General features: G+C 67.4%; 23 protein-coding genes and 3 tRNA genes. 11 read left to right on the top strand and 15 right to left on the bottom strand.

The window, feature by feature from the left end; genetic code table 11:
- Positions 1-16: 16 nt before the first annotated feature.
- Complete coding sequence (gene pcnB / locus EDC29_RS06410) at positions 17-1,393, bottom strand: polynucleotide adenylyltransferase PcnB (RefSeq protein ID WP_123139454.1); 1,377 nt, start codon at positions 1,391-1,393, stop codon at positions 17-19.
- A 156-nt stretch (positions 1,394-1,549) separates the two neighbouring features.
- On the opposite strand from pcnB, the gene EDC29_RS06405 reads away from it, so the two are divergent.
- Positions 1,550-1,624 (top strand) — tRNA-Glu (locus EDC29_RS06405).
- 99 nt (positions 1,625-1,723) lie between these two features.
- Here the strand turns inward: EDC29_RS06405 and ffh are convergent.
- Positions 1,724-3,136 (bottom strand): signal recognition particle protein, encoded by a 1,413-nt coding sequence (gene ffh / locus EDC29_RS06400; protein ID WP_123139455.1) that lies wholly within the window; start codon positions 3,134-3,136, stop codon positions 1,724-1,726.
- A gap of 466 nt (positions 3,137-3,602) precedes the next feature.
- Between ffh and EDC29_RS06395 the strand changes: the two genes are divergently transcribed.
- From EDC29_RS06395 to EDC29_RS06365, 7 genes are all read left to right on the top strand, one after another.
- Entirely contained in the window at positions 3,603-4,415 is an 813-nt protein-coding gene (locus EDC29_RS06395; protein ID WP_062275559.1) for a cytochrome C assembly family protein, read from the top strand.
- A gap of 118 nt (positions 4,416-4,533) precedes the next feature.
- Positions 4,534-4,609: transfer RNA gene (locus EDC29_RS06390), tRNA-Ala, on the top strand.
- Positions 4,610-4,915: 306 nt separating this feature from the next.
- On the top strand, positions 4,916-6,373 hold the full coding sequence (locus EDC29_RS06385; RefSeq protein ID WP_242466001.1) for a sensor domain-containing diguanylate cyclase: 1,458 nt from the start codon (positions 4,916-4,918) through the stop codon (positions 6,371-6,373).
- Positions 6,370-7,866, top strand: coding sequence for an avidin/streptavidin family protein (locus tag EDC29_RS06380; protein ID WP_123142256.1), 1,497 nt, complete (start codon positions 6,370-6,372; stop codon positions 7,864-7,866). Before EDC29_RS06385 ends, EDC29_RS06380 begins: the two co-directional genes overlap by 4 nt.
- A gap of 871 nt (positions 7,867-8,737) precedes the next feature.
- Positions 8,738-10,216, top strand: a complete 1,479-nt coding sequence (locus EDC29_RS06375; protein ID WP_200189310.1) for a SulP family inorganic anion transporter — start codon at positions 8,738-8,740, stop codon at positions 10,214-10,216.
- 17 nt (positions 10,217-10,233) lie between these two features.
- Positions 10,234-11,097 carry a universal stress protein gene (locus EDC29_RS06370; protein WP_062275565.1) on the top strand — a complete coding sequence of 288 codons (864 nt, stop codon included), beginning with the start codon at positions 10,234-10,236 and terminating at the stop codon, positions 11,095-11,097.
- A gap of 147 nt (positions 11,098-11,244) precedes the next feature.
- Positions 11,245-11,682: a CoA-binding protein gene (locus EDC29_RS06365; RefSeq protein ID WP_132229049.1), complete on the top strand. Its 438-nt coding sequence runs from the start codon at positions 11,245-11,247 to the stop codon at positions 11,680-11,682.
- 79 nt (positions 11,683-11,761) lie between these two features.
- On the opposite strand, the gene EDC29_RS06360 is transcribed toward EDC29_RS06365, so the two are convergent.
- From EDC29_RS06360 to pncC, 8 genes are all read right to left on the bottom strand, one after another.
- Positions 11,762-11,854, bottom strand: a tRNA-Ser gene (locus tag EDC29_RS06360).
- A gap of 156 nt (positions 11,855-12,010) precedes the next feature.
- On the bottom strand, positions 12,011-12,229 hold the full coding sequence (gene csrA / locus EDC29_RS06355; RefSeq protein WP_005224038.1) for a carbon storage regulator CsrA: 219 nt from the start codon (positions 12,227-12,229) through the stop codon (positions 12,011-12,013).
- 471 nt (positions 12,230-12,700) lie between these two features.
- A complete protein-coding gene (locus EDC29_RS06350) occupies positions 12,701-13,930 on the bottom strand; it encodes an aspartate kinase (protein WP_123139459.1) in 1,230 nt (409 codons plus the stop codon).
- Positions 13,931-14,051: 121 nt separating this feature from the next.
- Entirely contained in the window at positions 14,052-16,661 is a 2,610-nt protein-coding gene (gene alaS, locus EDC29_RS06345) for an alanine--tRNA ligase (RefSeq protein WP_132229047.1), read from the bottom strand.
- Between the two features lie 36 nt (positions 16,662-16,697).
- Positions 16,698-17,126: a regulatory protein RecX gene (locus EDC29_RS06340; protein WP_424960598.1), complete on the bottom strand. Its 429-nt coding sequence runs from the start codon at positions 17,124-17,126 to the stop codon at positions 16,698-16,700.
- 53 nt (positions 17,127-17,179) lie between these two features.
- Positions 17,180-18,214, bottom strand: a complete 1,035-nt coding sequence (recA, locus tag EDC29_RS06335; RefSeq protein ID WP_062275572.1) for a recombinase RecA — start codon at positions 18,212-18,214, stop codon at positions 17,180-17,182.
- A 115-nt stretch (positions 18,215-18,329) separates the two neighbouring features.
- Positions 18,330-18,872 (bottom strand): RNA 2',3'-cyclic phosphodiesterase, encoded by a 543-nt coding sequence (gene thpR, locus EDC29_RS06330; protein WP_132229045.1) that lies wholly within the window; start codon positions 18,870-18,872, stop codon positions 18,330-18,332.
- A complete protein-coding gene (gene pncC, locus EDC29_RS06325) occupies positions 18,865-19,374 on the bottom strand; it encodes a nicotinamide-nucleotide amidase (protein WP_123139463.1) in 510 nt (169 codons plus the stop codon). The genes thpR and pncC overlap by 8 nt, the downstream gene beginning before the upstream one ends.
- Before the next feature lie 115 nt (positions 19,375-19,489).
- Here pncC and EDC29_RS06320 point away from each other — a divergent pair, with 115 nt between their 5' ends.
- Entirely contained in the window at positions 19,490-19,768 is a 279-nt protein-coding gene (locus tag EDC29_RS06320) for a cupin domain-containing protein (protein ID WP_123139464.1), read from the top strand.
- Positions 19,769-19,795: 27 nt separating this feature from the next.
- Positions 19,796-21,256, top strand: a complete 1,461-nt coding sequence (locus tag EDC29_RS06315) for a 2Fe-2S iron-sulfur cluster-binding protein (RefSeq protein WP_123142259.1) — start codon at positions 19,796-19,798, stop codon at positions 21,254-21,256.
- Between the two features lie 2 nt (positions 21,257-21,258).
- Here the strand turns inward: EDC29_RS06315 and EDC29_RS06310 are convergent, their stop codons facing one another.
- The 5 genes from EDC29_RS06310 to EDC29_RS06290 all read right to left on the bottom strand — a co-directional run bounded on the left by EDC29_RS06310 (position 21,259) and on the right by EDC29_RS06290 (position 25,731).
- Complete coding sequence (locus EDC29_RS06310) at positions 21,259-21,450, bottom strand: hypothetical protein (RefSeq protein WP_123139466.1); 192 nt, start codon at positions 21,448-21,450, stop codon at positions 21,259-21,261.
- A 109-nt stretch (positions 21,451-21,559) separates the two neighbouring features.
- Positions 21,560-22,306, bottom strand: coding sequence for a bifunctional 2-polyprenyl-6-hydroxyphenol methylase/3-demethylubiquinol 3-O-methyltransferase UbiG (gene ubiG / locus EDC29_RS06305; RefSeq protein WP_123142260.1), 747 nt, complete (start codon positions 22,304-22,306; stop codon positions 21,560-21,562).
- A gap of 257 nt (positions 22,307-22,563) precedes the next feature.
- Complete coding sequence (gene zapE, locus EDC29_RS06300) at positions 22,564-23,679, bottom strand: cell division protein ZapE (RefSeq protein WP_123139468.1); 1,116 nt, start codon at positions 23,677-23,679, stop codon at positions 22,564-22,566.
- Positions 23,680-23,751: 72 nt separating this feature from the next.
- Entirely contained in the window at positions 23,752-24,942 is a 1,191-nt protein-coding gene (locus EDC29_RS06295; RefSeq protein WP_123139469.1) for an aminotransferase class I/II-fold pyridoxal phosphate-dependent enzyme, read from the bottom strand.
- A 6-nt stretch (positions 24,943-24,948) separates the two neighbouring features.
- Positions 24,949-25,731: an HAD-IA family hydrolase gene (locus EDC29_RS06290; protein ID WP_132229043.1), complete on the bottom strand. Its 783-nt coding sequence runs from the start codon at positions 25,729-25,731 to the stop codon at positions 24,949-24,951.
- A 209-nt stretch (positions 25,732-25,940) separates the two neighbouring features.
- Here EDC29_RS06290 and dksA point away from each other — a divergent pair, with 209 nt between their 5' ends.
- Complete coding sequence (dksA, locus tag EDC29_RS06285; RefSeq protein WP_005224024.1) at positions 25,941-26,375, top strand: RNA polymerase-binding protein DksA; 435 nt, start codon at positions 25,941-25,943, stop codon at positions 26,373-26,375.
- Positions 26,376-26,406: the final 31 nt, after the last annotated feature.

Here is a 26,406-nt window from a genome sequence, read left to right as displayed (position 1 = left end):
GGCCGGGGCGGCGGCGTTACTGCGCGCCCTTGGCCGCACCGGCGCTCGACTCGCCCCCACCATTGCTGCTGGCGCCACCCGACTTGCGCCGACGCCGCCGCCGTGGCCGGCGACGGCGCGCGCCACCCTCGACCATGCTCGCCCGTTCCTGGCCACTGGCATCCTGGAAGCGGGTCCACCACTCGGCCAGCTCCCGATCGACCTCGCCGGCCTCGGCACGCAACAGCAGGAAATCGTAGGCGGCACGGAACCGCGGATGGGTCAGCAGCCGGAACGGGCGCTTGCCCTCGCGCTGCTCGAATCGCGGCTGCAGTGCCCAGATCTCGCGCATCGGCAACGAGAAGCGCTTGGGGACCGCCACCCGCGACTGCTGACGGACACAGACCTCGGCGCTGACCTGAACCATCGCCTCGTTGATCTGCATGCCCTCGGCGACCATCCGCTCGACCCCCGCGCGCACCGGCTCCCACAACAGGACGGCGAACAGGAAGGCCGGGGTGACCGGCTTGCCCGCTTGGATGCGCGCATCGGTGTTGGCGAGACCGCGGCTGACCAGGGTGATCGGGAAATCATGGTCCTCGCACGCGAGCGCCGCCTCGGTATCCGGGAAGAGCAGCGCGAAGAGGCCATAATGACGCAGCTTCTCGAAGACGTCGAGTCCATAGCCGGCGTGGAAGAGCTTGATCAGCTCGTCGAAGAGCCGCGCCGCCGGCACCCCGTCGAGCAGATGACCGAGTTCGAACAGCGGGCGCTCGGTGGCCTCCTCGATGCTGAAGCCGAGCTTGCAGGCAAAGCGCACCGCCCGCAGCATCCGCACCGGATCCTCGCGATAGCGCTGTTGCGGATCGCCGATCAGACGCAGCTTGCCGGCGCGCAGGTCGGCCAGGCCATCGGCATAGTCGATCAGCGAGAAGTCCTGGATGTTGTAGTAGAGCGCGTTGATGGTGAAGTCGCGCCGCAGTGCATCCTCGGCGATGGTGCCATAGGCGTTGTCGCGAACGATCATGCCGTTCTCGACACAGCGCTCGCCCTCCTCCGCCTCACCCTCACCGTTGCCGCGGAAGGTGGCGACCTCGATGATCTCGCGACCGAAGTGCACATGGGCGAGACGGAAGCGGCGCCCGATCAGCCGACAGTTGCGAAAGACCTGGCGGACCTGCTCGGGCGTGGCGTCGGTGGCCACGTCGAAGTCCTTGGGCTCGTGACCGAGCAACAGGTCGCGCACCCCGCCGCCGACGAGATGGGCCTGAAAGTTCTCCTGCTTGAGCCGGTACAGCACCTTGAGAGCATTGGCGCTGATGTTGGCGCGCGAGATCCCGTGCTCGGGACGCGGCACAATCAGGGGCGTCGTCGCGGACGGGGTCCGCGTGATGTCGTTATCGGATTCCTGCATCACCGTTATGGGCGCATTCCTTGGGCGCTGGGCGGGGTCCGCGTGACGGTCCCGGACGGGACTTCGGGGCGCGACGCCGCCGGTTGGAAGAAGAATGGTAACAGACGCTTGTACTCTTACCTGATCCCGGTATAATACGCGCTTCTTTGCTGCGCCGCTCCCTTCGTCTAGTGGTTAGGACGTCGGCCTCTCACGCCGGTAACAGGGGTTCGAATCCCCTAGGGAGCGCCACCTTTACGAAAAAGGGGTCTTGCCTTCGCAAGACCCCTTTTTTCATGCCCGCCTTCTGGCTCGAACCGGGGCAATGCCCATCGCCCCGGTCGACAGCGGCTACATCGGGAAACCGCCCCCCGGGGGCATGCCGCCGGGCGGGAAACCACCGCCGCCACCGGGGAAGCCGCCGGGCATCTTGCCCTGCATGGCGCGCATCATCTTGGCCATGCCGCCGCCCTTCATCTTCTTCATCATCTTCTGCATCTGGGTGAACTGCTTGAGCAGCTTGTTCACATCCTGCACCTGGGTCCCCGAACCGGCAGCGATGCGCCGCTTGCGCGAACCCTTGATCAGCGCCGGGAAACGACGCTCGTGCGGGGTCATCGAGTTGATGATGGCGATCAGCTTGCCCAACTCCTTGTCGCTGGCCTTGTCCTTGAGGTGATCGGGGACCTGGTTCATCCCCGGCAGCTTGTCCATCAGCCCCATCATGCCGCCCATCTTGACCATCTGGTCGAGCTGCTCCTTGAAGTCGGCGAGGTCGAAGTCCTTGCCCTTCTTGAGCTTGCGCACCAGCTTCTCGGCCTGATCCTGATCGACCTTGGACTGCACCTCCTCGACCAGCGAGACCACGTCGCCCATGCCGAGGATGCGCGAGGCGACGCGGTCGGGATGGAAGGGCTCGAGCGCGGTCGAGCGCTCGCCAGTGCCGAGGAACTTGATCGGCTTGCCGGTGATCTGGCGGATCGACAGCGCCGCGCCACCGCGCGCATCACCATCGGTCTTGGTCAGCACCACGCCGGTCAGCGGCAACGCCTCATCGAAGGCCTTGGCGGTATTGGCCGCGTCCTGACCGGTCATGGCGTCGACCACGAACAGGGTCTCGACCGGATCGAGCGCGGCGTGGACGGCCTTGATCTCGTCCATCATCGCCGGGTCGACGTGGAGTCGACCGGCGGTGTCGACGATCAGCACGTCCTTGAAACGCTTGCGCGCCTGGGCGAGCGCGGCAGTGGCGATCTCGACCGGATCCTGCTCGCCGCTGCTGGGGAAGAACTCGGCGCCGACCTCTCCGGCAACGGTCTCGAGCTGGTCGATGGCCGCCGGGCGGTAGACGTCACAGCTGACCACCATCACCGACTTCTTCTGCTTCTCCTGCAACCAGCGCGCGAGCTTGCCGACACTGGTGGTCTTGCCCGCGCCCTGCAGGCCGGCCATCAGCACCACCGCCGGCGGCTGCGCCGAGAGATCGAGCGACTCGTTGGCCTCGCCCATCAGCGAGACCAACTCGTCGTTGACGATCTTGATCAGCACCTGACCAGGGGTCAGACTCTTTGATACGGTCTCGCCCAGCGCCTTCTCGCGCACCTCCTCGACGAAACGACGTACCACCGGCAGGGCCACGTCCGCCTCGAGCAGGGCCATGCGCACCTCGCGCACCGCGTCCTTGATGTTGTCCTCGGTCAGTCGCCCCTGACCACGCAGGTTATTCAGGACGCCGGCGAACCGGTCCTGGAGATTCTCGAACATGCTCTGCCTCGAAGTCTTTGCCGCGCCAGGCGCGGGTGATGAAAAGTCCCGTGCCACCACGGCTTACAGCTTAACCTGCGAGTATAATGCAGCGTTTGCAGCGGACTCTACAGCCCAGCGCCGCGACCGACCCGCCGCGCGCGGCGCCCCGCAAGGCTCGCCGCCCCCGTTGCTCGCGCCGCACCGGCGGCGGCCGAGGCGGTCCGCGTCGTTGTCAAGCGCCCCATCACGAGGGCATGATTGGGCCATGCAACACATCATCGTGCCGAAAGATTCGAGCGCCGATCGGCGCAACGGCGGCCCCGGCCTCCGTGACGCGCCACCCTCGCGCGCGCCGCGCCCGACAGGTTGCCGCCATGCCCAGGACCAGCGCCAGGCACCCCGGCAACCGCCCATCTAACAGGCCGGCAAGGATGTCACCAGCTGCGCCGTATTCGTCCCAACGCCTTCTGCGAATGTACCACCTATGAGCCATCCCCTTCTTTCCGTCGCCGCCACCCTCTGCTACCTGGTCGCCGCCGCCTTCATCGGGCTGCGTCTGTTCAAGTCGAAGGATGGCTGGATCCCGCAACGGGCGCTCGCGCTCGGCATCGGCTTCCTCGGCTCGGCACTGCATGCCTGGCTGCTGTGGGAGACCATCTTCAGCCATGCCGGACTCAACCTCGGTTTCTACAATGCCCTGGCGCTCACCTCCTGGACCGTGATCGCGCTGCTGCTGGTCTCGAGCCTGACCAAGCCGGTCGACAACCTGGGACTGATCCTGCTGCCGGTGGCCGCCCTGACCCTGATGCTCTCGGCAATCTTCACCGACGTCAGCTTCATGCACCCGACCGCCTCCTGGTCGTTGAAGATCCACGTGCTGCTGTCGATGCTCGCCTACAGCCTGCTGACCCTGGCCGCCGGCCAGGCGATCCTGCTCGCCATCCAGGACCGTCACCTGCACCGCCGTCAGCCCGGCGGCTTCGTCCGCACCCTGCCGCCGCTGCAGACCATGGAGAGCCTGCTGTTCGAGATGATCAGCGCCGGCTTCGTGCTGCTCACCCTGGCGCTGCTCAGCGGCTTCGCCTTCCTCGAGGACATGTTCGCCCAGCACCTGGTGCACAAGACGGTGCTCTCGGTGCTCGCCTGGTTGCTGTTCGGCGGCCTGCTGATCGGACGCTTCCTCAAGGGCTGGCGGGGGCGTACCGCGATCGTCTGGACGCTGGGCGGTTTCGCCCTGCTGATCCTTGCCTACTTCGGCAGCAAGGCGGTCCTCGAGCTGATGGTCCTCCAGTCCTGAGCCGGTCTCCACTGTGACAGGCAGGCCCCACCCGCTGGGGCTTGCCTTGCCCCAGGATCGAGCGCACAATGAGTACGTTAGTCGGTCGTCCCGCGATGGTGCGATCGACGACCGTTCCGGGGCCGTAGCTCAGCTGGGAGAGCGTCGCGTTCGCAATGCGAAGGTCAGGGGTTCGATCCCCCTCGGCTCCACCATCCTCCTCTCGACGGCGCGACCCCTTTCCTGGGGACAGGCCAATCGCACAGCACTCATTCATTCCCCTCAGCTGTGCTGTCGTCCACACTTTGACTCTACAAACGCGGTAGCGCCGGCGCCCAGGATCCCGTTATCGTTAACGGATCGCCTTTATTGTGCAGGGAAACGGGATGGCACAACCGCAAGGGCCGGAGGCCGGATACTGCAAGGCATCCACAGCCGCGCTGCTCTATGCGATCGCCGGCGCGACTTGGATCCTTTGCTCGGACATGGCATTGGGAGCCTGGCTTCAGGACTCCGAACTGTTGCGTCACGCTCAGCTCGGCAAGGACTTGATCTTCGTCCTTGCCACCGCGCTCGCGCTCTTCATGCTGCTGCGCCACAATCACCAGCGCCACACCGAGTACCTCCTCCAGGACACCGCCCAGCGCACCGAGCTGCGCATGCTCAGCCAGTTCCGCGAAAGCATCATCGACACCGCACACGTCTGGATCAACGTGCTTGACGAACACGGTCGTGTGACCGTCTGGAACCAGGCCGCCGAACGCATCACCGGCTACGGTCGCGATGAGGTGCTGAACCACCACAAGATCTGGGAGTGGCTCTATCCCGACCCGGGCTATCGCGCCCAGGTCTACTCGAAGGTCGACGACATGCTGGCCCGTGACCAGGTGGTCAGCGGCTTCGAGAGTCGTATTCGCGCCAAGGATGGTACCTTCAAGATCATTACCTGGAACTCTGGGCGCCTGTACGACGAGCAGGGCAAGATCAATGGCCTGATCGCCATCGGTCGAGACATCACCGAACACAAGCGCGCCGAGAAGGCACTGGTCGAACGCGAGCGCCAGCTGGCCACCCTGATGGCGAACCTCCCCGGCATGGCCTATCGCTGTCATGACGAGCCACTCTGGACGATGGCGTTCGTCTCCCAAGGGTGTCGTCGACTCACCGGCTATGACCCCGAGGAATTCATCAACAACCGATGTCTCTCCTTCGCCGCCATCATCCACGACGATGATCGCGAGCAGGTTGCCAGCGAGGTCGCACTCGCGCAGGCCGAAGGCCGCCCCTTCGCGATCGAGTACCGCATCCGTCACCAGGACGGGCACGATGTCTGGGTCTGGGAGCAAGGGCAGGCGGCCGAGATCGACGGCACCCACTTCCTCGAAGGTATCCTCATCGACATCAGCGAGCGCAAGCGCATGGAGCAGACGCTCGAGCAGATGGCTATCCGCGACCCGCTCACCGGGCTCTACAACAGACGCGAACTCGAGCAGCAGCTCGACGCCGAACTGGTTACCGCCCGCCGCTACCAACACACCGTCGGCCTGCTCTGGATCGATGTCGATCACTTCAAGTCGGTCAACGACCGTTTCGGACACCTTGCCGGCGACGCGGTGCTGCGCCAGCTCTCCAGCCTGCTCCAGGAGCAGGTGCGGACGGCCGACTATATCGCCCGGTACGGCGGCGAAGAGCTGGCGATCGTGCTACCCGAGAGCGATACCCAGGAGGCACTGCAGATGGCCGAGCGACTCTGCGACACGGTGGCCCGAACCCCGATGCAGATTCCCGAGCATACCCCGATCAATATCACCATCAGCGTCGGCGTGGCCACCTACCCCACTCATGCAGCCACGACCAAGGCGCTGTTCCAGGCGGTCGACCAGGCGATGTACGCCGCCAAGCAGCAGGGGCGCAATCGGGTCCTCCTGGCCACCCCCGCGCCGACCAATGATTGTCATCCCCCGGAGTCTCCCGCATGACCGAGCACCTCGAACTCACCCCGGCCACGGCGCCGGACTGGATGGACGCGCACGCCGCCCGACAGATGCCACATATCGACTTCGCACTGCGGCGCGGCACCCTGACCGACAATGGCGCGACCCCGTGGTACGCCACCCTCGGCCTCGGCACCCCGCCGCAACCACTGCGCTTCATGCTCGACACCGGCACCCTCAACACCTGGATCACCGCCAGCTGCTGCGCCAGCGACGCCTGCCAGGCCCATCGGTCCTTCGATCCCGAGCACTCGACCAGCTACCGCGCCTGCGCCGAGCCACCGGCCTCCGTGCCCTTCGGCCCCTGGGGATCGATGGGCGTGGTACTCGGCGAGGACATCTGCCACCTCGAGCGCACCTGCTCGGGTGAGACCCGGCTGTGCGCACTCGACGAGGCGATGCGGATCTATCTCAGCGTCAGCTACGACGGCGCACAGTTCGCCGGACTGGCCTGCGACGGCGGGCTCGGCATCCCTGCGGTACCCTGCGACACCCCGAGCGCGCTGCTCGAGCAGTTGCGCAAACAGGGATTGATCGACCACGCCATCGCTGCCTTCCGGTTCGACCCGGAGCGCGGCGAGGGACGCTGCCTGATGGGCGCGGTCGAACCCGATCGTTTCGATCCCGACACGCTCGAACTCCTGCCGGTGATCCCGATCAGTGGCGAGCTGCACTATCTCTGGACGGTACGTCTGGACCAGCTGCAGGTCGGCGGCGAGACCCTGGGCGGCGCACTGCCGCTGGCACTCGACACCGGCTCGTCCTGCATCAAGGGTGGACGGGCCATCATCGCGCGGATGCTCTCGGCGATCACCGATCGCGGTCGCCGCCCCTTGCGGGTCAGCGATCCGGCAGCGCTCGCCGACTATCCGGAGCTACGACTGCAGCTCGGCGACACCAACTACCGGCTCGCGCCCGCGGACTACTTCATGCCGCTCAACGGCGGCTGGGAGGTCGGGGTGCAGTACCTCGAAGGACTCCCCGACGAGCTGCTGGTGGCCGGATCGCTGTTCCTCGACCGCCTCTACAGCGTCTTCGTGTTCGATCCCAACCCCGCCGGTCAGCGCATGGTCGCACTCGCCCAGCCACGCCGCGCCTCGCTCAGCGCGAGCGGGATCTGGCGCAACGAATTCGGCTCCACCCTGGAGATCGGCACCATCGCCGCCGACGGCACCTTTCGCGGCCAGTACCGCTCCGACACCGGCGCCAGCGGCGTCTATCCGGTAGTCGGGGTGGCCGACCCGGAGCCCACCGGCGACTCGATCAGCTGCGCCTTCTCGGTGAGCTGGCGCAGCCTCGAGGGCGAACCCGATCCGTCCTGGCACTGGGTCTCGGGCTTCGTCGGCACGGTCCAGCTGCGCGACGGTGTCGAGACCCTCGCCACCAGCTATCTGCTGCAGCGCGACATCACCCCGGAGATGCCGGAGTGGATGGCCACCGCCGTCTATCCCTCGACCTTCAAGCGCGTCAGCGACTAGCCGCCAGCCGCCAGGAAGTTTGAACCGCAAAGCCGCGAGATACCGTCTTGCCCGTCAACCGTCGATCATGCACACCAGCCTCCCCTGCTGGAGGCTGGAGGCTGATCGCTGGAAGCTGATTCGAACCGCAAAGCCGCGAAGGCCGCAAAGAAGACGTGATGGAGACGAGGTCCCGGCAGCGGCACCACTCCCCACTGGCGGCTGATTCGCGGAAAAGGGCGATCAGCCGTCAGCCGTCAGCCGTCAGCCGTCAGCCGTCAGCCGTCAGCCACCAGTAGGCCGGCTTCTCCCGCCGTTACGACAAGGTACAACTCGCGGCCTTCAGGTCATGGGCGCCAGCCCAGCCTTCAGCAAACGGGCTCAAGTCAGGCCAGCAAAACAGCGGCGGTACGAAACAAGCCAGCTCTCCGCACGCAAAGCCGTCCTTCTCTTCGCATTCTTCGCGTTCTTCGCTGCTTTGCGGTTCAATCCTCTTGGTAGCTGGTAGCTGGTAGCTGGTAGCTGGTAGCTGGTAGCTTGGGCCTCGCCCGCTTGTTGCATCGCAACAGGCTCCGTATAATGCCCGCCCTTCGAGACGACCCGGCCTCCCGCGTCCGCGCCGAGGTCATCCACGCGGCCACCCTGTCCGCGGACTGTCCATTCATAATGCCACCAGACGAGACCTGATCGGCCCGATGCCCGCACCGGCGGCCGAGGTCGAGCCGGGCTTACTGATTCCGGCACCGGGCACTCGCCGTCCCCCAGACCTCGGCCGTCGCTGGCGACCGGGGCAAGCCGTCTCGATGCATCACAGTCACCGCCATGACGGCTGGACCGGCGGCCTCAGCTCCGCACCGGGTCCGGCCGTCGCGCACCAACCACGGAACCGCCGATGATGAACGCCATACGTCAGGACTGGCTGTCGAACGTCAAGAACGACCTGCTCGCCGGCCTGGTGGTCGCGCTGGCGCTGATCCCGGAGGCGATCGCCTTCTCGATCATCGCCGGTGTCGACCCCAAGGTCGGGCTCTATGCCTCCTTCTGCATCGCCACCGTGATCGCCTTCGCCGGCGGTCGACCGGGGATGATCTCGGCGGCCACCGGCGCCATGGCGTTGGTGATGGTCACCCTGGTGAAGGATCACGGGCTGCAGTACCTGCTCGCCGCCACCATCCTCACCGGCGTGCTGCAGATCCTTGCCGGCTGGTTGCGCCTGGGCTCACTGATGCGCTTCGTCTCGCGCTCGGTGATCACCGGCTTCGTCAACGCCCTGGCGATCCTGATCTTCATGGCCCAGCTCCCGGAGCTGATCGGCATGCCCTGGGAGGTCTATGCGATGGTCGCCGCCGGGCTGGGGATCATCTATCTCTTCCCCTACCTGACCCGCGCCGTGCCCTCACCGCTGATCACCATCGTGGTGCTCACCGCAGTCTCGATCGCCCTCGGGCTCGACATCCGTACCGTCGGCGACATGGGCGAGCTGCCCGACACCCTGCCGATCTTCCTGCTCCCCGAGGTGCCGCTCAACCTCGAGACCCTGGCGATCATCTTCCCGGTCTCGCTCACCCTGGCGGCGGTCGGTCTGCTCGAGTCGATGATGACCGCCTCGATCGTCGACGATCTCACCGACTCGTCGAGCAACAAGAATCGCGAGTGCGTCGGCCAGGGTACGGCCAACATCGCCTCGGGTTTTCTCGGCGGCATGGCCGGCTGTGCGATGATCGGTCAGTCGATGATCAACGTGAAGTCGGGGGGGCGCGGCCGGCTCTCGACCCTGACGGCCGGCGTCGTGCTGCTGATGCTGGTGGTCTTCGCCGGCGACTGGGTGGCGCAGATCCCGATGGCCGCGCTGGTGGCGGTGATGATCATGGTCTCGATCGGCACCTTCAACTGGGCCTCGATCCGCAACCTGCGCGAACATCCCAAGAGTTCCAGCATCGAGATGATCGCCACCGTGGCGGTGGTCGTCGCCACCCATGACCTGGCTCAGGGCGTGCTGGTCGGGGTGCTGCTCTCGGGCGTCTTCTTCGCCCACAAGGTGGGCAAGGTGCTCTATGTCGGCTCGCACGCCGAGGACGAGGGTCGGGTCCGCGCCTATCGGGTGGTCGGTCAGGTGTTCTTCGCCTCGGCCGAACGCTTCGTCGCCTCGTTCGACTTCAAGGAGGTAATCGAGCGGGTGCGCATCGACGTCAGCCGCGCGCACTTCTGGGACATCACCGCGGTCAGCGCACTCGATAAGGTGGTGTTGAAGTTCCGCCGCGAGGGCACCGAGGTCGAGGTGATCGGGCTCAACGAGGCGAGCGCGACCATGGTCGATCGCTTCGCGGAGCACGACAAGCCCGAGGCCGTCGAACAGCTCATGGGTCACTGAGGAAGGAAGACAGCAAGATGCATACTGACGAGAAGATCCTGGCCTGTGTCGACCAGTCGCGCTTCGCCGACTATGTCGCCGACTATGCCGCCTGGGCGGCGCAGCGCATGAATGCGCCGCTGGAGTTCCTCCACATCCTCAGCCGTCACCCCGAGATCGCCACCGGCGTCGACCACAGCGGCGCGATCGGCATCGGCGCCCAGGAGACGCTGCTCACCGAGCTATCGAACCAGGACGAGACCCGCAGCCGCGACGCCCGCGAGCGCGGCCGGCTGTTTCTCAACCGGCTGCGCGAGCGCGCCACCGCTGCCGGAGTCCCCTCGCCCGACATCCGCCAGCGTCACGGCGCGCTCGAAGAGACCCTGGTCGAGCAGGAGGACGGGGTACGGCTGTTCGTGCTCGGGCGGCGCGGCACCGCTGCCGAGACCACCCAGCGCGATCTCGGGCGCAACGTCGAGCGCATGGTGCGCGCACTGCACCGCCCGATCCTCACCGTCACCGAGGGATTCAAGGAGCCGCAACGGGTGATGGTCGCCTTCGACGGCAGCGCCGCCACCCGTCAGGGCGTCGAGATGGTCGCCGCGAGCCCGCTGTTCCAGGGGCTCACCGTGCACCTGCTGATGTCGGGCAAGGCCCGTGGCGATGCGCGCAAGCAGCTCGACTGGGCACGCCAACGGCTCGAGTCCGCCGGCTTCGATGCCCCCGCCTGGCTGATCCCGGGCGACGCCGAGAGCGTCATCGCCCAGACCGTGATCGCCCAGGACATCGACCTGCTGATCATGGGCGCCTATGCCCATTCACCGCTGCGCACCCTGCTCTTCGGCAGCAAGACCACCGACCTGCTGCGCTCGGCGCGCATCCCCACTCTGCTGATGCGCTGAGTCCGGGTTGACGAGCCGCAAGGACGCGGCCCCACTCCACGCTCTAGAGTGCGCCCAACGATCTGCACGGAGAGATCGTCCCCAGGCACGCGCGACCCCACCGACCCACGGACGGCTCGCGCTCCCCCCAGGCATTGGAGCATCAGCATGGCATCGAATCACGAGACCTTCTTCCAGCTCGGCAGCTTCGCGCTCGTCGGGCGCTCGGCGAACAAACCCTTCCCCATCCTCAGTTATCGTCGACTCAAGAAGCTCGGCAAGACCGTCTATGCCGTCGACCCCAGCACCAGCAAGATCGACGGCGATCCGAGCTTCGCCGACCTGGCATCGTTGCCGGGCGCGGTCGAGGGCCTGATCATCGAGACCCCGAAACAGGAGTGCGCCGACTGGGTGGCGCGCGCCGCCGACGCCGGCATCAAGGATGTCTGGATCCATATGGCGCACGACACCCCCGAGGCCGTGGCAACGGCCAGGGAGCGCGGTATCAACCTGCGCACAGGGACCTGCGCGGTGATGTATCTCAAGCCCGGGCTGACCTATCACAGCATCCACAAGCTGATCATGAAGGCGCTCGGCAAGTACTGAGAACGGACGGTGTCCAACACCAAGGTGCGGACAACAAAAAACCCCGCGTGGTCGAGACCACGCGGGGTTTTTCGGTGTGTGGCGGAGAGAGAGGGATTCGAACCCTCGATGGAGCTATTAACCCCATACTCCCTTAGCAGGGGAGCGCCTTCAGCCACTCGGCCATCTCTCCATGCATGAGCAACGGTTTTGCATAACCGCCTCGTGCGATGACCCGGGATCTGGAAGATACACCGGGTCACAGGACCCCTTTAGCCATTCGACGCGTCGATCAGGGGCTATCGTGCTTGGGCGAGTGATTATAACCCACTCTTTACCCGGTTGCCAATCACTCGATCTGGCCACCCTGATCGACCACCGCGACACCCGGGGTGGTCTCGGCCTGTTCGCGCTTGATGCGCTCGTAGATCTCTTCACGGTGGACCGCGACGTCACGCGGAGCGTTGACACCGATGCGCACCTGATTGCCCTTGACGCCAAGGACTGTAACGGTGACTTCGTCACCAACCATGAGGGTTTCGCCGACCCGACGAGTCAAGATCAACATCGCTACGTTCTCCCTTTAGTTTCCCTTTCCAGCTTGATGGTAATACCCAAACCGGCGACTCAACCCGACTCCTGCGGCGTCATCCGGCGGGTGTTTACACCCGATTCCGCCCGGGACCCCATGCCCCATGACGGAAGCTTAGCAACTGCCACGGCTATTCCATGGCAATTTGCTCAGGTTCATTGACATTTGTCTCTTGTGCGTGAATCCAAGGCGAAATCCGTTGGGTTCCCGATGACTGGTAGCCACCGTCGCACGACCGCTCACGCTCTCGACCGCGCAGCGCCAGCATAGACGTCCCACGGCTGCAGCGACGAGACGCCGTTCATGGAGATCGACAAAAAGCGGAGAGGCGCGGTCGGCACGCCCCCGACCGGATTGCGATCGATCCATCACGTGCCGCCCTCTCCGACCTCGGAGACATGCCGCCCCGCCGAGACCCGGCGGTGCGGCAGCAGGATTGCCGCGAGCCTAGACCTCGCCGCCCTGATCCAGACCGAAGGCGTCGTGCAGCGCGCGCACGCCGAGTTCGAGATAGCGCTCGTCGACCACCACCGAGATCTTGATCTCGGAGGTCGAGATCATGCGGATGTTGATCCCCTCGCGCGCCAGGGTCTCGAACATCCGACTGGCGATCCCGGCATGACTGCGCATGCCGACGCCGACCAGCGAGATCTTGACGATCTGCTCGTCGCCGAGCACCTGACGCGCGCCCAGCGCCTCGGCGCGCGCCTGCAGGATCTCCAGCGCCCGCGCATAGTCGCCGCGCTGGACGGTGAAGGTGAAGTCCGTCGTCGCCTCCTCGGCGGCGACGTTCTGGATGATCATGTCGACCTCGATGTTGGCCGCCGCGATCTCGCCGAGGATCTCGTGCGCCACACCGGGACGGTCGGGCACGCCGAGGATGGTCAGCTTGGCCTCGTCACGGCTGAAGGCGATGCCGGCGATCTTTGCGTCTTCCACTTCATCTTCCTCGAAGGTAATCAGCGTGCCCTCGCCCTCGCCGAAGCTGGAGAGCACGCGCAGGGGGACCTGGTACTTGCCGGCGAACTCCACCGAGCGGATCTGCAACACCTTGGAGCCGAGACTGGCCATCTCCAGCATCTCCTCGAAGGTGATGCGGTCGAGCTTGCGCGCCTTGGGTTCGACCCGCGGATCGGTGGTGTAGACACCGTCGACATCGGTATAGATCTGGCACTCGTCGGCCTTGAGCGCGGCGGCGATCGCCACCGCCGAGGTATCCGAGCCACCGCGTCCGAGGGTGGTGATGTCACCGCTCTCGTCGACCCCCTGGAACCCGGCGACCACCACCACGCGCCCGGCCTCCAGATCGGCGCCGACACGCGCCGCATCGATGTCGCGGATGCGCGCCTTGTTGTGCACGCTGTCGGTGAGGATGTGCACCTGAGCGCCGGTGTAGGAGCGCGCCGGACAGCCGCGCGCGGCCAGCGCCATGCTCAACAGCGCGATGGTGACCTGCTCACCGGTGGAGAGCAGCACATCGAGTTCGCGCGGCTCGGGCCGCATCTGGATCTGTCTGGCCAGGCCCATCAGTCGGTCGGTCTCGCCGGACATCGCCGAGACCACCACCACCACCTGATTACCCTGGTCGCGCCAGCGCTTGACCCGATCGGCCACCGCCTGGATACGCTCCACACTCCCGACCGACGTCCCGCCGTATTTCTGGACGATCAGCGCCATCGACTACTCCTGCCAAGCACGTCTTTCAGGTCTCCCCGATTGAAACGATGGGACCGTCGGCGACGCGATGCCGCCCGACGGTCCCCGGTGATGGGCCGGGGATCCCGGCCCGATTGCCGCATCAGGCGGCGCTGCGCTGCGCGACCCAGTCGCGCACCAGCGCCAGCGCCTCGGGCAATGCATCGGGGTCGCTGCCCCCGGCCTGCGCCATGTCGGGCCGACCGCCGCCCTTGCCGCCGACCTTGGCCGCGACCTCGCGGATCAGCTCACCGGCCTTGAGCTGGCCGGTGAGATCCTTGGTGACGCCGGCGACCAGCGCGACCTTGCCCTCGGCGACGGTGGCGAGCACGATCACCGCCGAGCCGAGCTTGTCCTTGAGCTGGTCGACCGTCTCACGCAGCCCCTTGGGATCGGCGCCCTCGAGTTCGGCGGCGAGCACCCGCACCCCGGCGATCTCCTCGGCCTGGGCGGCGAGGTCCTGACCGGCGGCGCTGGCGAGCTTGGACTTGAGCTGCTCGAGCTCCTTCTCCAGCCGACGGCTGCGCTCGAGCAGCTGCTCGACACGCTCGTCGACGTCCTCGCGGGCACCCTTGAGCAGCCCGGCGATACGCAGCACCCGCGACTCGTCGGCCTCGACCCAGTCGAGCGCCCCGGCGCCGGTCACCGCCTCGATGCGGCGCACTCCGGAGGCGATACCGGCCTCGGAGACGATCTTCATCAGACCGATGTCACCGACCGCCTTGACGTGCGTACCGCCACAGAGCTCGACCGAGAACTCGCCCATCCGCAGCACCCGCACCTGATCGGCATACTTCTCGCCGAACAGCGCCATCGCCCCGGAGGCCTTGGCGTCCTCCAGGCTCATGATGCGGGTCTCGACCAGGTGATTGGCGCGGATCTGGCTGTTGACCAGGCGCTCGATCTCGCGCAACTGCTCGCGCGAGACCGGCTCGAAGTGCGAGAAGTCGAAGCGCAGCCGCTCGGGACCGACCAGCGAGCCCTTCTGCTGCACGTGCTCGCCGAGCACCCGGCGCAGCGCCGCGTGGAGCAGATGGGTGGCCGAGTGGTTGAGCGCGATGGCGCGACGCCGCTCGGCGTCGACCTCGGCGCGCACCGCGTCACCGACGTGCAGCTCGCCCTCGCGCAGCTCGCCGAGGTGGCAGACCAGGGCGCCGCCCTTCTTCAGGGTGTCGGTGACCTCGAAGCGCCCGCCGCTACTCGCGATCCAGCCACGGTCGCCGACCTGGCCGCCGGACTCGCCGTAGAAGGGGGTGAGGTCGAGGATCACCATGCCGCGCTCGCCGGCACCCAGCGAGTCGCAGGACTCGCCGTCGCGATAGAGCGCGACCACCGTGGCCTCGTCCTCGCAGCGTTCGTAGCCGCGGAACTCGGTCTCGCCCTGGAGATCGATCTCGACGTCCTGCCCACCGCTGAACTGACTGGCCGCACGGGCACGCGCCTTCTGGTCGGCCATCGCCGCCTCGAAGCCCTCGAGGTCGACGCCGAGCCCGCGCTCACGGGCGATGTCGGCGGTCAGGTCGGTGGGGAAGCCGTAGGTGTCATAAAGCTTGAACACCGTCTCGCCGGGGATGGTGCGCTCGCCTGCGAGCCCGGCGATCGCCTCGTCGAGGATGCGCATACCGTGCTCGAGGGTCTCGGCGAAGCGCTCCTCCTCGAGCAGCACGATCCGCTCGACGTGCGCCTGCGCCGCCACCAGCTCGGGATAGGCCGCACCCATCTCGGCGACCAGCGCCGCCACCAGACGATGGAAGAAGGGTTGCGACTGGCCGAGACGATAGCCGTGACGGATCGCGCGACGCATGATCCGGCGCAGCACATAGCCGCGCCCCTCGTTGCCCGGGGTGACCCCGTCGACGATGAGGAAGGCGCTCGAGCGGATGTGATCGGCGATCACCCGCAGCGACTTGTCGCCGAGATCCTCGCAGCCGGTCGCCTCGGCGGCGGCGGCGATGAGATTGCGGAACAGATCGATGTCGTAGTTGCTGTGCACGCCCTGGAGCACCGCGGCGAGACGCTCGAGCCCCATGCCGGTATCGACCGAGGGACGCGGCAGCGGGGTCATGTTGCCCTCGGCGTCGCGGTTGAACTGCATGAACACCAGGTTCCAGATCTCGACGTAGCGGTCGCCGTCCTCGTCGGGCGAGCCAGGGGGACCGCCGGCGACCTCGGGACCGTGATCGTAGAAGATCTCCGAGCACGGACCGCAGGGACCGGTGTCGCCCATCGACCAGAAGTTGTCCTTGGCGCCGCAGCGCGAGAAGCGCTCGGCCGACACCCCGATCTCCTTGAGCCAGATGTCGGCGGCCTCGTCGTCGTCCTCGTAGACGGTCACCCACAGCCGCTCGGCGGGCAGCCCCAGCTCGCCGGTCAGATACTGCCAGGCGAAGCCGATCGCCTCGCGCTTGAAGTAGTCACCGAAGCTGAAGTTGCCGAGCATCTCGAAGAAGGTGTGATGCCGGGCGGTGTAGCCGACGTTCTCGAGGTCGTTGTGCTTGCCGCCGGCACGCACACAGCGCTGCGCGGTGACCGCCCGCGAATAGCCCCGCCGCTCGCGACCGAGGAAGACATCCTTGAACTGGACCATTCCGGCGTTGGTGAACAGCAGGGTCGGATCATTGGCGGGTACCAGCGGGCTGGAGGGCACCTGCTCATGCTGGCGTTGCGCGAAATAATCAAGGAAGCTCGCTCGAAGCTCTGCACTCGTAGTCATGTGGGAGTTCTCGAATGAACCGCGCGGGCGGTTCGGTCAGTCGTTCCAGCGCAGCAGGCGCCGGACCATGTCCGTGGGGAAACCGCGCCGCGTCAGAAAGCGTGCGCGCTTGGCATAGCTGGCACGATCGGCGGGAGGCGCATCACCGAAGCGGCGCGCATGGAGCGCGGCGAGATGCTCCGGCCACGCCTCGCGCAGGTGCCGTAACTGGGGCTCGATCAAGGTATCGGCCACACCCTTGTCGTTCAACTCGGCCTGGATGCGCAGCGGCCCGAAGCCCTTCTCCACCCGCTCGGCGACATAGCGCTCGACCAGACGCGACTCGTCGAGCGCGCCCTCGGCCTCGAGCCGATCGAGCACGGGGGCGAGGGCAGCGACCTCGAAGCCGCGCGAGACGAGCTTGCGCGAGAGCTCCAGCCGCGAGTGCTCGCGCATGGCGAGCAGACGTAGCGCCGCCCGCTCGATCTCGGCGAGCAGGTCGGCATCGAGGAGGGTGCTGGCAGGGTGATCGTCCAGGATCAGTCCTCCGCCGGGGCCACGGCCTCGGCCGTCGCCTCGCTCGGCTGGGGCAACAGCTTGGCGCGGATCTTCGCCTCGATCTCCTGGGCCAGCTCGGGGTTCTCGCAGAGGAAGGCGCGGACGTTGTCCTTGCCCTGGCCGATGCGATTGCCCTGGTAACTGTACCAGGCGCCGGATTTGTCGACGATGCCCTCGGCCACGCCCAGGCTGATGATCTCGCCCTCGCGCGAGATCCCCTGGCCGTAGAGGATATCGAACTCGACCTGCTTGAACGGCGGCGCGACCTTGTTCTTGACCACCTTGACCTTGGTCTCGCTGCCGACCACCTCGTCGCTCTTCTTGATGCTGCCGATACGACGGATGTCGAGCCGCACTGAGGAGTAGAACTTGAGCGCGTTGCCGCCGGTGGTGGTCTCGGGCGAGCCGAACATCACCCCGATCTTCATGCGGATCTGGTTGATGAAGACCACCAGACAGTTGGAGCGCTTGATGTTGCCGGTGAGCTTGCGCAGCGCCTGCGACATCAGCCGCGCCTGCAGACCGACGTGCGAGTCACCCATCTCGCCCTCGATCTCGGCCTTGGGGGTGAGCGCCGCGACCGAGTCGACGATCACCACGTCGACCGCACCCGAGCGCACCAGCATGTCGGTGATCTCGAGCGCCTGCTCGCCGGTGTCGGGCTGCGACACCAGCAGGTCCTCCATCTGCACCCCGAGCTTCTCGGCATAGACCGGGTCGAGCGCGTGCTCGGCATCGACGAAGGCCGCGGTGCCGCCGAGCTTCTGTACCTCGGCGACCACGTGCAGGGTGAGGGTGGTCTTGCCCGAGGACTCGGGGCCGTAGATCTCGACCACCCGCCCCTTGGGCAGGCCGCCGATGCCGAGGGCGATGTCCAGCCCCAGCGAACCGGTGGAGATCGCCTCGATGTTGCGCACCGCGCCGGCATCGCCCATGCGCATCACCGAGCCCTTGCCGAACTGCTTCTCGATCTGGGTCAGCGCGGCGGCCAACGCCTTCTTGCGATTGTCGTCCATTGGATCTCCGTCAACTCTTGAGCGCAGCCGCCCGCCGCGCGTCGCCCGGGGCGATCGCGTGTCGGTCGGTTCGTGTCTCGTGATCTTTCGAGCGGGCCGCGCGAATCATCGCTGATTATCGCATAGGCGGCATGCTCAAGTCATAGCCGGGACGCAGCGACCAGCGCCGCTCGACCCGATAGCGCGGCACACACCCCGGAACGCTGCGAGCGAGCACGAACTCGCGCACCGGCCAGCGCAGCGGCGCCCCGAACGCCGCCCGCGGCGCCGTGCTGCGACGCGCCAGCGTCAGGTGCGGCCGATAGGACCGCTGCTCCGGGGTCAAGCCACAGGCGCACTGCGCCTCGACCAGCGCCAACTGCAACGCCAGCAGCGACTCCGGCACCCGCTGCGGCGCGCACCAGGCCGCGCCGGCACGCGCGAAATGACCCAACCGATCGAGCACCAGCTCGAAGGGCGCCGCCGCGACCTGCTGTGCCGCCGCGTTCACCGCATCGAGCTGCGGCGGCGTCAACGCACCGAGAAAGACCAGCGTCAGGTGCAGGTCCTCGCCGTGGGTCGCGCGCCCACCCGGCGGCAGCCAGCACGGCATGCGCCCGAGCAGCGCCCGACGCAGCGCCGGCTCCGGCCAGAGCGCGAAGAACCAGCGCTCAGCCATCGGCACCGAGGCCGCCGAGCAGGCCCAACAGCGCAGCGCGCACCGCCTGCTCGCGCACCGTCTCACGATCGCCCTCGAAACACAGACAGCGCGCCGTCGGGCCCTCGCCGGGAAAGCCCCAGGCGAACCACACGGTACCGACCGGCTTGTCGGCCGTACCGCCACCCGGCCCGGCGATGCCACTGACCGCCACCGCAACCTCGGCGCGACTGCGGGCGAGCGCGCCGCTCACCATCTCGGCGACCACCCGCTCGCTCACCGCGCCATAGCGCTCGAGCGCGTCGTCCGAGACCCCGAGCAGCTCGCGCTTGGCGTCATTGGAATAGGTGATGAAGCCGCGCTCGAACCAGGCGCTGCTGCCGGCGACATCGGTCATCACCTTGGCCACCCAGCCGCCGGTACAGGACTCGGCCGTCGCCAGCTGCCAGCCACGCGCGCGCAACGCCTCGCCCAGACGACGAGCGAGCACCTCCAGGGCGGGAGAATCATTTACATCGTCCATGGTACGGAGTGTCGCCCAGCTCGACTCGCCGGGCAATCCTTGTCGGGGTGGAAAGCATCGGCCGCCGACCTCAGACTCTATCCCCGACACCATGCGCAGCACGGACCCCAGACCAATGGACGACACCGAGATCCATCACGAACGCCCCTCCCCCGCCAAGCTCGAGGTCATGGGCGTGGAACACTGGCCGGTGTGGCGCCGCGAGGTGGCGACCTTTCCCTGGCACTACCGCCAGGAGGAGACCTGCTACATCGTGCGCGGACGCTTCCGCGTCACCCCCGAGGGCGGTGCGCCACGAGAGTACGGGCGCGGCGACCTGATCCGCTTTCCCGCCGGACTCAACTGCACCTGGGAGATCCTCGACCCGGTGGAGAAGCACTACCTGCTCACCTGAGACGCCGAGTCATCTGGAGGCGTATCCGTGACGACCTACCTGACGCTCTCGCGCGCCGCCCGGCTGGCCGGAGTCAGCCGCGGCGAGCTGCAACGACGCATCCGCCGCGCCGAGCTGACGACCTTCGAGGGTGAGGTGGCCGCGCACGAGCTGCTGCGCCTCTACCCCAGCCTGAGCCTCGAGCACGAGGGCGCGCTCGAACAGGTGCGCGAGATCGTCGACAACGCCCGCCCCCGGCTCGAACCCGAACCGGTCGCGCTGCCCGACGCCCGAGTGCTGCTCGAGCAGGCGCGTCGGCTGAGCGCGGCACTGGCGCACGAGATCGAGGCCGGAGAGGCCGCGCGCGGACTGATCGAGCAGGTCGCCGAGCGGATCGCGGCGCTCTCCGCCAGCGACCCCGCCACGCTGCCCACGGCACTCGCGGCCCTCGGCCACTGGCTCGCCGAGGCACGCGCCGCACTGCCCGTCAATGAGGCACCCGAGGAGCGGTCGGCACCGGCGCGCACCCTGGCCGCCCGGGTACGGCTGATCCCCAGTGGACACAGTTTCCTGGTGGAGGGAGAGGAGTCGCTGCTCGAGGCTGCGGTGCGCGCCGGCATCCATCTCGAGCACGGCTGCGCCAGCGGTAACTGCGGCGGCTGCAAGGCACGGCTGGTCAGCGGCGAGACCCGCCAGATCAGGCCCCACGACTACTCGATCGGCGCGCGCGAGCGCCGACTCGGCTATCTGCTCACCTGCGCCCATACCGCGCTCACCGATCTCACCCTGGAGATCGGCGAGGCACGTTCGAGCGCCGAGCTGCCGCTGCAGCGCATTCGCGTCAGCGTGCGCCGTGTCGAGACGATCGGAGCGACGCTGCGCGCGCTCCAGATCCAGACACCGCGCAATCAGCTGTTGCGCTTCATGGCCGGTCAGCGCGCGCGGCTCGCACGCCCGGGCGAGCCGCCGAGCGAACTGCCGATCGCCAGCTGCCCCTGCGACGGACGCAACCTGCGCTTCCTGATCCGCGCCGGTGACGACGCACTCGCCCGCGCACTCTTCGACGATCGGCTGGGACCGGGGCAACGGCTCGACCTGGAAGGGCCCTACGGCGACTTCGTGCTCGACGAGTCAGCGACCGACGAGGCGCTCTTCATCGCCTGCGGCGACGGCATCGCCCCGGTCCGCAGCCTCATCGAGCAGGCGGTCGCGATCGACGCCATCCCCCGCTATCACCTCTACTGGGAGACCGCAGCCCCCGAGGGGCATCACCTGGCGCACTGGGCGCGCGCGCTCGGTGACGCCCTGGACGACTTCACCTATACGCTGCTCGATGCCACACCCGCCGACCGGCTCGCCGCGCGCATCCTCGACGAACACCCGCCACACGACCACCAGCGTCTCTATCTCGCGGGGCCGGAGGTCACCGTCAGCACCCTGGAGCAGGCCCTGAGGACGGGCGGCGTGAGCACCGAGCGGATCCGTGTCGAGGCGCTGCGCGCCGACTGAATTCAGGCCGCGACCGGCGCACTCGCGCGCAACCGCTGCGCCGGCAGGAACACCGTGCCCTTGCCGTAGCGATTGACCGCCATGTCACGCACCCAGGTCGGGGCGTCCTGATAGAGACGGACATAGACATGACCGAGACCACCGCGGCTGATCGCCGCGACCCATCGATCGAATTCCCGCTTGTTTTCGCTCATGACATCCCTCGTTGCGACCGTTCGGTATCCGGAGCGACCTCCGTCGCCCCATGCATATGTCCCGGCAACCCGGGACCGTCATCGCAGCGACCCGAGCCGAGAAACCGGCTCAGCCGCGCTGAAACAGCATCATGTAGTTGACGCCCATCCAATCGGTAAAGGAAAAGGCGCGGGTGAAGGGGTTGACCCGCACACCGGTCTGGTGCAACAGATCGAAGCCCTCGCCGAGTCCGCCGCGCACCTCGTCGGGACGCACCAGCTTGCGATAGCGATGGGTACCGCGCGGCAGCCAGCGCAACACGTACTCGGCACCGATGATCGCCATCAGCCAGGCGATCGGGGTGCGATTGATGGTCGAGACCTGCATCACCCCGCCGGGGCGCACCAGCTCGGCACTGTCGGCGAGGAAGTCGGGCAGGCGTTCGACATGCTCGAGCACCTCCATGTTGAGCACCACGTCGAAGGTCGCGCCGGCCTCGCGCATCTCGGCGGCACTCGCCAACCGATAGTCGATCGCAAGCCCACCCGCCTCGGCATGCATGCGCGCAACCCTCAGGGTCTTCTCGGTGATGTCGATCCCGGTGACCTCGGCGCCGAGCGCGACCATCGACTCGCTGAGGATGCCCCCGCCACAGCCGATATCGAGCACCCGCAGTCCGGCGAACGGGCGTGCATCCCGCGCATCACGCCCGAACACCGCCGCCAGACGCTCGCGGAGATAGCCGACCCGGAAGGCATTGAGCCGGTGCAACGGCCAGAAGGGCCCCTCGGCATCCCACCAGCGATGCGCCAGTCGCTCGTAATAGGCGAGCTCCTCGGGATCGACGCTCGGAGCGGTGAGATGGGCGGTGGGCATCGGCGAACTCCCTGGAATACCGGTTAATTGACATCCAATGGAGTCGATCATGGCGGATTCAAGCCCGTGGAAGCAAGCTGGCAGGCTTTAGCGACCAGCCGCCAGCCGCCAGTGGGCGGCTTTAGTCAATCACGACCGCAGCGTCCAGGCTCACAGCAAGCCGGGAGCCCGGAGGATCGCCCGAGGAGCCGACCGACAGCGCGACTGGTAGCTGGCGGCTGAAGGCTGACGGCTGGCGGCTGATCGACTGGCGCCAATCAGGCCGCGACGCTGTCCGGTTCGGACTCGGCGGCGGTCGCGGCGGCCAGGTACTCGACCGATTGCATCTCCTGCAGGCGACTGAGCAGGCGGGCGTGGGCGAAGTCGGTCATGCCGCCGGCATAGAGCCGATCGAGCGGCACCTCGACCGAGAGCACCAGCTTGACCCGGCGGTCGTAGAGTTCGTCGACCAGGTGCAGGAAGCGCCGCGCGGCGGCGTCGCAGCCGGGACCGAGCTGCGGCACCCCGGAGATCAGCAGGGTGAGGTAATCGCGGGCGATCTCGATATAGTCGGCGGTGGAGCGCGGGGTGGCGCAGAGCGCATCGAAATCGAACCAGGCGACGTTGCTGCCGAGCGCGCGCGCCTCGATCGTCCGGCCATTGACCTCGAGCCAGGAGGCGGCCACCCGATGCCCGCCGCTGAGCTCGTCGAAATCGGCCGCCAACCGCGCCTCACCGTCCTCGCCGGCGAGCACATAGACCCCCTCGCGCATCAACGTCTGCAGCCGGTAGTCCTGGCCGCCGTCGAGCTCGAAGACATCGGTATGACGCTTGATCAGCTCGATCGCCGGGAGGAAGGACTGGCGCTGCAGACCATTGCGATAGAGGTCGTCGGGCGGGGTGTTGGAGGTGGTCACCAGGGTCACGCCGCGGGCGAACATCGCCTTGAGCAGACCGTAGAGCAGCATGGCGTCGGTGATGTCGGTGACCAGGAACTCGTCGAGACAGAGCACTCGCAGATCGCGACACATCAGCTCGGCGACCCGATCGAGCGGATCGGTCTGGCGCGGCAGCTGCGCCAGGTGGCCATGCACCTCGCGCATGAAGTGATGGAAGTGCATGCGCCGCTTGCCCGGCAGCTCCAGCCCATCGACGAACCAGTCCATCAGGTGGGTCTTGCCGCGCCCCACGCCACCCCAGAAATAGAGCCCGGGCACCGGCGTCACCTCGCCGCCGAGACGACGACGCACCCGACCGAGCAGCCCGCCTCCGGGCGCCGGCGCGCGCTCGAGCGCCTGGTGCAGTGCGAGCAGGCGCGCGTGGGCCTCACGCTGGGCCGGGTCGCGTGGCTGGAAACTGGATCGGTCGGGGGATGATGAGGCTGAAGCGGTCAAGGCAGGTCTCTCGAAACTGACTGTGGATGAAGAAGGGTCACGCGGGACCATGGCCCCGCGTGGCACTGGTGCTCAGCGCGACCGGCACTGGGCGAGGAAGCGGTCGATGCGCCCGAGCGCCTCGTCGATCACCGGCAGATCGCAGGTGTAGGCGAAGCGCACGTGACGCTCGGCGCCATGGCAACCGAAGTCGTGCCCCGGGGTCGCGGCCACCCCGACCTCCTCCAACATGGTGGTGGCGAACTGCATCGAGTCCATCCCCACCTGCTCGGGCAGCCGGGCATAGAGATAGAAGGCCCCCTTGGGCTCGCCGTCGATACCGAAGCCGAGTCGACGCAGCCCGTCGAGCAGGGCGTCGCGGCGCGCGCGGAAGCAGACGCGACGCTGCTCGAGGATCTCCAGGGTGGCAGGCTCGAAGGCAGCGAGCGCGGCATGCTGCGCCGGGGTGTTGGGGGCGATGAACAGGTTCTGCGCCATCCGCTCCATCACCTCGACCGCCGCGCGCGGCGCGGCCAGCCAGCCGAGCCGCCAACCGGTCATACCGAAGTACTTGGAGAAGCTGTTGATGACGTAGACATCCTCGGCCAGCTCGAGCGCGGTATGGTCCGGGGCGTCGTAGACCAGCCCCTGATAGATCTCGTCGACGATCAGCGCCGCCCCCCTGGCACGGCAAAGCGCATGCAGCTCGGCGAGCTGCTCGCGCCCGAGCAGGGTGCCGCTCGGGTTGGCCGGAGAGGCGACGATCAGCGCGCGCACCCGCGGCGACCAGGCCGCCTCGGCGCGCGCCGCGCTGAGCTGGAAGTCGTCGGCGGCGTCGACCGCCACCGCGCGCGGCTCCACCCCGAGCAATCGCAACACCTGGCGATAACAGGGATAGGAGGGGTCACAGATCAGCACCTCGTCACCCGGCTCGAGCAGTGCCTGGAACACCAGTTGGATGGCGCCCGAGGCGCCCGGCGTGACCAGGATGCGGTCGGCCGCGACGCTGGCACCATACCGCTCGGCGTAATAGCGCGACAGCCGCTCACGCAGCTGCGGCAGGCCCGCAGCCGGGGTGTAGTGCACGGCGCCGCCCTCCAGCGCGGCACGCGCCGCGGCGAGGATCGGCTCGGGAGTGGGGAAGTCGGGCTCGCCGACCTCGAGATGGATGATCGAGCGCCCTTCGGCCTCGAGCCTCTTGGCCCGCTCGAGCAGGCGCATCACATGGAAGGGTTCGACCGCGCGGGCGCGCGGTGCCAGTCTGGGTTGTTCTGTGGATTGCATCTTGATCTATGAGGTTTCAGGGTGGCGCGCGCGGACAAGGTCCGCGAGCGCCGCGAGGTCGACATGGGAGCGTCCCCCGAGCCGTCCGTGCAGCACGCTGACCGGCGTCTCGGGCGCGCCGAGTCCGTCGACCACCAGGGCGGCGTCGTCGAACGCCTGCTCCCGCGTATAGTCGTTGACGGTGATCACCACCGTCCCGAGTCCGGCGGCGCGCGCCGCCCGCAGGCCCGGCGCCGAGTCCTCCACCGCCACGCAGGCGTCGGCGCCGAGACCGAGGCGCTCGAGCGCGAGCAGATAGACATCCGGCGCCGGCTTCTTGTTCGCCACCATGTCCCCGGCGGCGATCACCTCGAACCACTCGGTCAGCCCCGGTTCGCCGGCGTGCGCGAGCAGTGCATGCACGTTCTCCGGCGTCGAGGTGGTGGCGATCGCCAGACGGATGCCCGCCGTGCGCGCCGCGCGCAACAGTCGCAACACGCCTGGCCGCAGCCCGATCGCGCCGGCCGCGAGCAACCGGGCATAGTGGCGCGACTTGGCCCGGTGCAGACGCACGGCGAGCGTCTCGGGCTCGACACCCGCCGGCAGCGCCGGACGGTGCTCGACGATGAAGGCGGCGATACGCTCGCGCCCACCGGTCACCTCGAGCAGCTCACCATAGGTGGCGACATCCCAGCACCAGTCCAGACCGGCCTCGGCAAAGGCCGCGTTGAAGGCGCGACGATGGCCGTCACGCTCGGTATCGGCGAGGGTGCCGTCGACATCCCAGATGATCGCCTCGAAGGGATACATGCTCGATCTCCTGTTGCGCTTACGCAAGACGGCGGGCAGCGGCAAGCCTTCCAGATTAGCCGACCAGCGATGCCCGCGCACGGCCGAACGTCTCATCATGAGTTGCCCACCGCGCGGGGATCTGGTACTTAAGGGCGTTTTTCGCGAACAGGTCCGGATGGGCCCGGTCGCTAGGACACCCCACGAGAAGAGCCTTCGGGAGCACATCCATGGCCGAAGCAAGAGCACAAGACGCCAAGGCGTTCGGTTTCGAACCTTATGAAGCCGCGAGCGACGAGGACTACATGAGCCCCGAGCAGGAGGCGCACTTCCGCGCCATCCTCCAGGCCTGGAAACGGTCACTGATGGAAGAGGTCGACCGCACCGTACATCACATGCAGGACGAGGCGACCAACTTCCCCGACCCCAACGACCGCGCCACCCAGGAGTCGGAGTTCAGCCTCGAGCTGCGGACCCGCGACCGCGAGCGCAAGCTGATCAAGAAGATCGACGAGGCACTCGACCGCCTCGACGAGCACGAGTACGGCTACTGTGACGCCTGCGGCGTCGAGATCGGCATCCGTCGGCTTGAGGCCCGACCGACCGCCACGCTCTGCATCGACTGCAAGACGCTCGACGAGATCCGCGAGCGTCAGCGCGGCTGATCGCCGGCTATCGGGGGCGCTTCGCCCCCTC

The organism is Marichromatium gracile (genome assembly GCF_004343155.1).
Classification (GTDB): domain Bacteria; phylum Pseudomonadota; class Gammaproteobacteria; order Chromatiales; family Chromatiaceae; genus Marichromatium; species Marichromatium gracile.
Note: the sequence above shows the minus strand (reverse complement) of the source record. Positions and strands in the feature narration are given on the sequence as shown.

Excerpts from the sequence above, each read along its gene's own strand:
- pcnB (WP_123139454.1), bottom strand. The coding sequence starts at position 1,393 with ATGCAGGAATCCGATAACGACATCACGCGGACCCCGTCCGCGACGACG.
- ffh (WP_123139455.1), bottom strand. The coding sequence starts at position 3,136 with ATGTTCGAGAATCTCCAGGACCGGTTCGCCGGCGTCCTGAATAACCTG.
- EDC29_RS06395 (WP_062275559.1), top strand. The coding sequence starts at position 3,603 with ATGAGCCATCCCCTTCTTTCCGTCGCCGCCACCCTCTGCTACCTGGTC.
- EDC29_RS06380 (WP_123142256.1), top strand. The coding sequence starts at position 6,370 with ATGACCGAGCACCTCGAACTCACCCCGGCCACGGCGCCGGACTGGATG.
- EDC29_RS06375 (WP_200189310.1), top strand. The coding sequence starts at position 8,738 with ATGATGAACGCCATACGTCAGGACTGGCTGTCGAACGTCAAGAACGAC.
- EDC29_RS06370 (WP_062275565.1), top strand. The coding sequence starts at position 10,234 with ATGCATACTGACGAGAAGATCCTGGCCTGTGTCGACCAGTCGCGCTTC.
- EDC29_RS06365 (WP_132229049.1), top strand. The coding sequence starts at position 11,245 with ATGGCATCGAATCACGAGACCTTCTTCCAGCTCGGCAGCTTCGCGCTC.
- csrA (WP_005224038.1), bottom strand. The coding sequence starts at position 12,229 with ATGTTGATCTTGACTCGTCGGGTCGGCGAAACCCTCATGGTTGGTGAC.
- EDC29_RS06350 (WP_123139459.1), bottom strand. The coding sequence starts at position 13,930 with ATGGCGCTGATCGTCCAGAAATACGGCGGGACGTCGGTCGGGAGTGTG.
- alaS (WP_132229047.1), bottom strand. The coding sequence starts at position 16,661 with ATGACTACGAGTGCAGAGCTTCGAGCGAGCTTCCTTGATTATTTCGCG.
- recA (WP_062275572.1), bottom strand. The coding sequence starts at position 18,214 with ATGGACGACAATCGCAAGAAGGCGTTGGCCGCCGCGCTGACCCAGATC.
- thpR (WP_132229045.1), bottom strand. The coding sequence starts at position 18,872 with ATGGCTGAGCGCTGGTTCTTCGCGCTCTGGCCGGAGCCGGCGCTGCGT.
- pncC (WP_123139463.1), bottom strand. The coding sequence starts at position 19,374 with ATGGACGATGTAAATGATTCTCCCGCCCTGGAGGTGCTCGCTCGTCGT.
- EDC29_RS06320 (WP_123139464.1), top strand. The coding sequence starts at position 19,490 with ATGGACGACACCGAGATCCATCACGAACGCCCCTCCCCCGCCAAGCTC.
- EDC29_RS06310 (WP_123139466.1), bottom strand. The coding sequence starts at position 21,450 with ATGAGCGAAAACAAGCGGGAATTCGATCGATGGGTCGCGGCGATCAGC.
- ubiG (WP_123142260.1), bottom strand. The coding sequence starts at position 22,306 with ATGCCCACCGCCCATCTCACCGCTCCGAGCGTCGATCCCGAGGAGCTC.
- EDC29_RS06295 (WP_123139469.1), bottom strand. The coding sequence starts at position 24,942 with ATGCAATCCACAGAACAACCCAGACTGGCACCGCGCGCCCGCGCGGTC.
- EDC29_RS06290 (WP_132229043.1), bottom strand. The coding sequence starts at position 25,731 with ATGTATCCCTTCGAGGCGATCATCTGGGATGTCGACGGCACCCTCGCC.
- dksA (WP_005224024.1), top strand. The coding sequence starts at position 25,941 with ATGGCCGAAGCAAGAGCACAAGACGCCAAGGCGTTCGGTTTCGAACCT.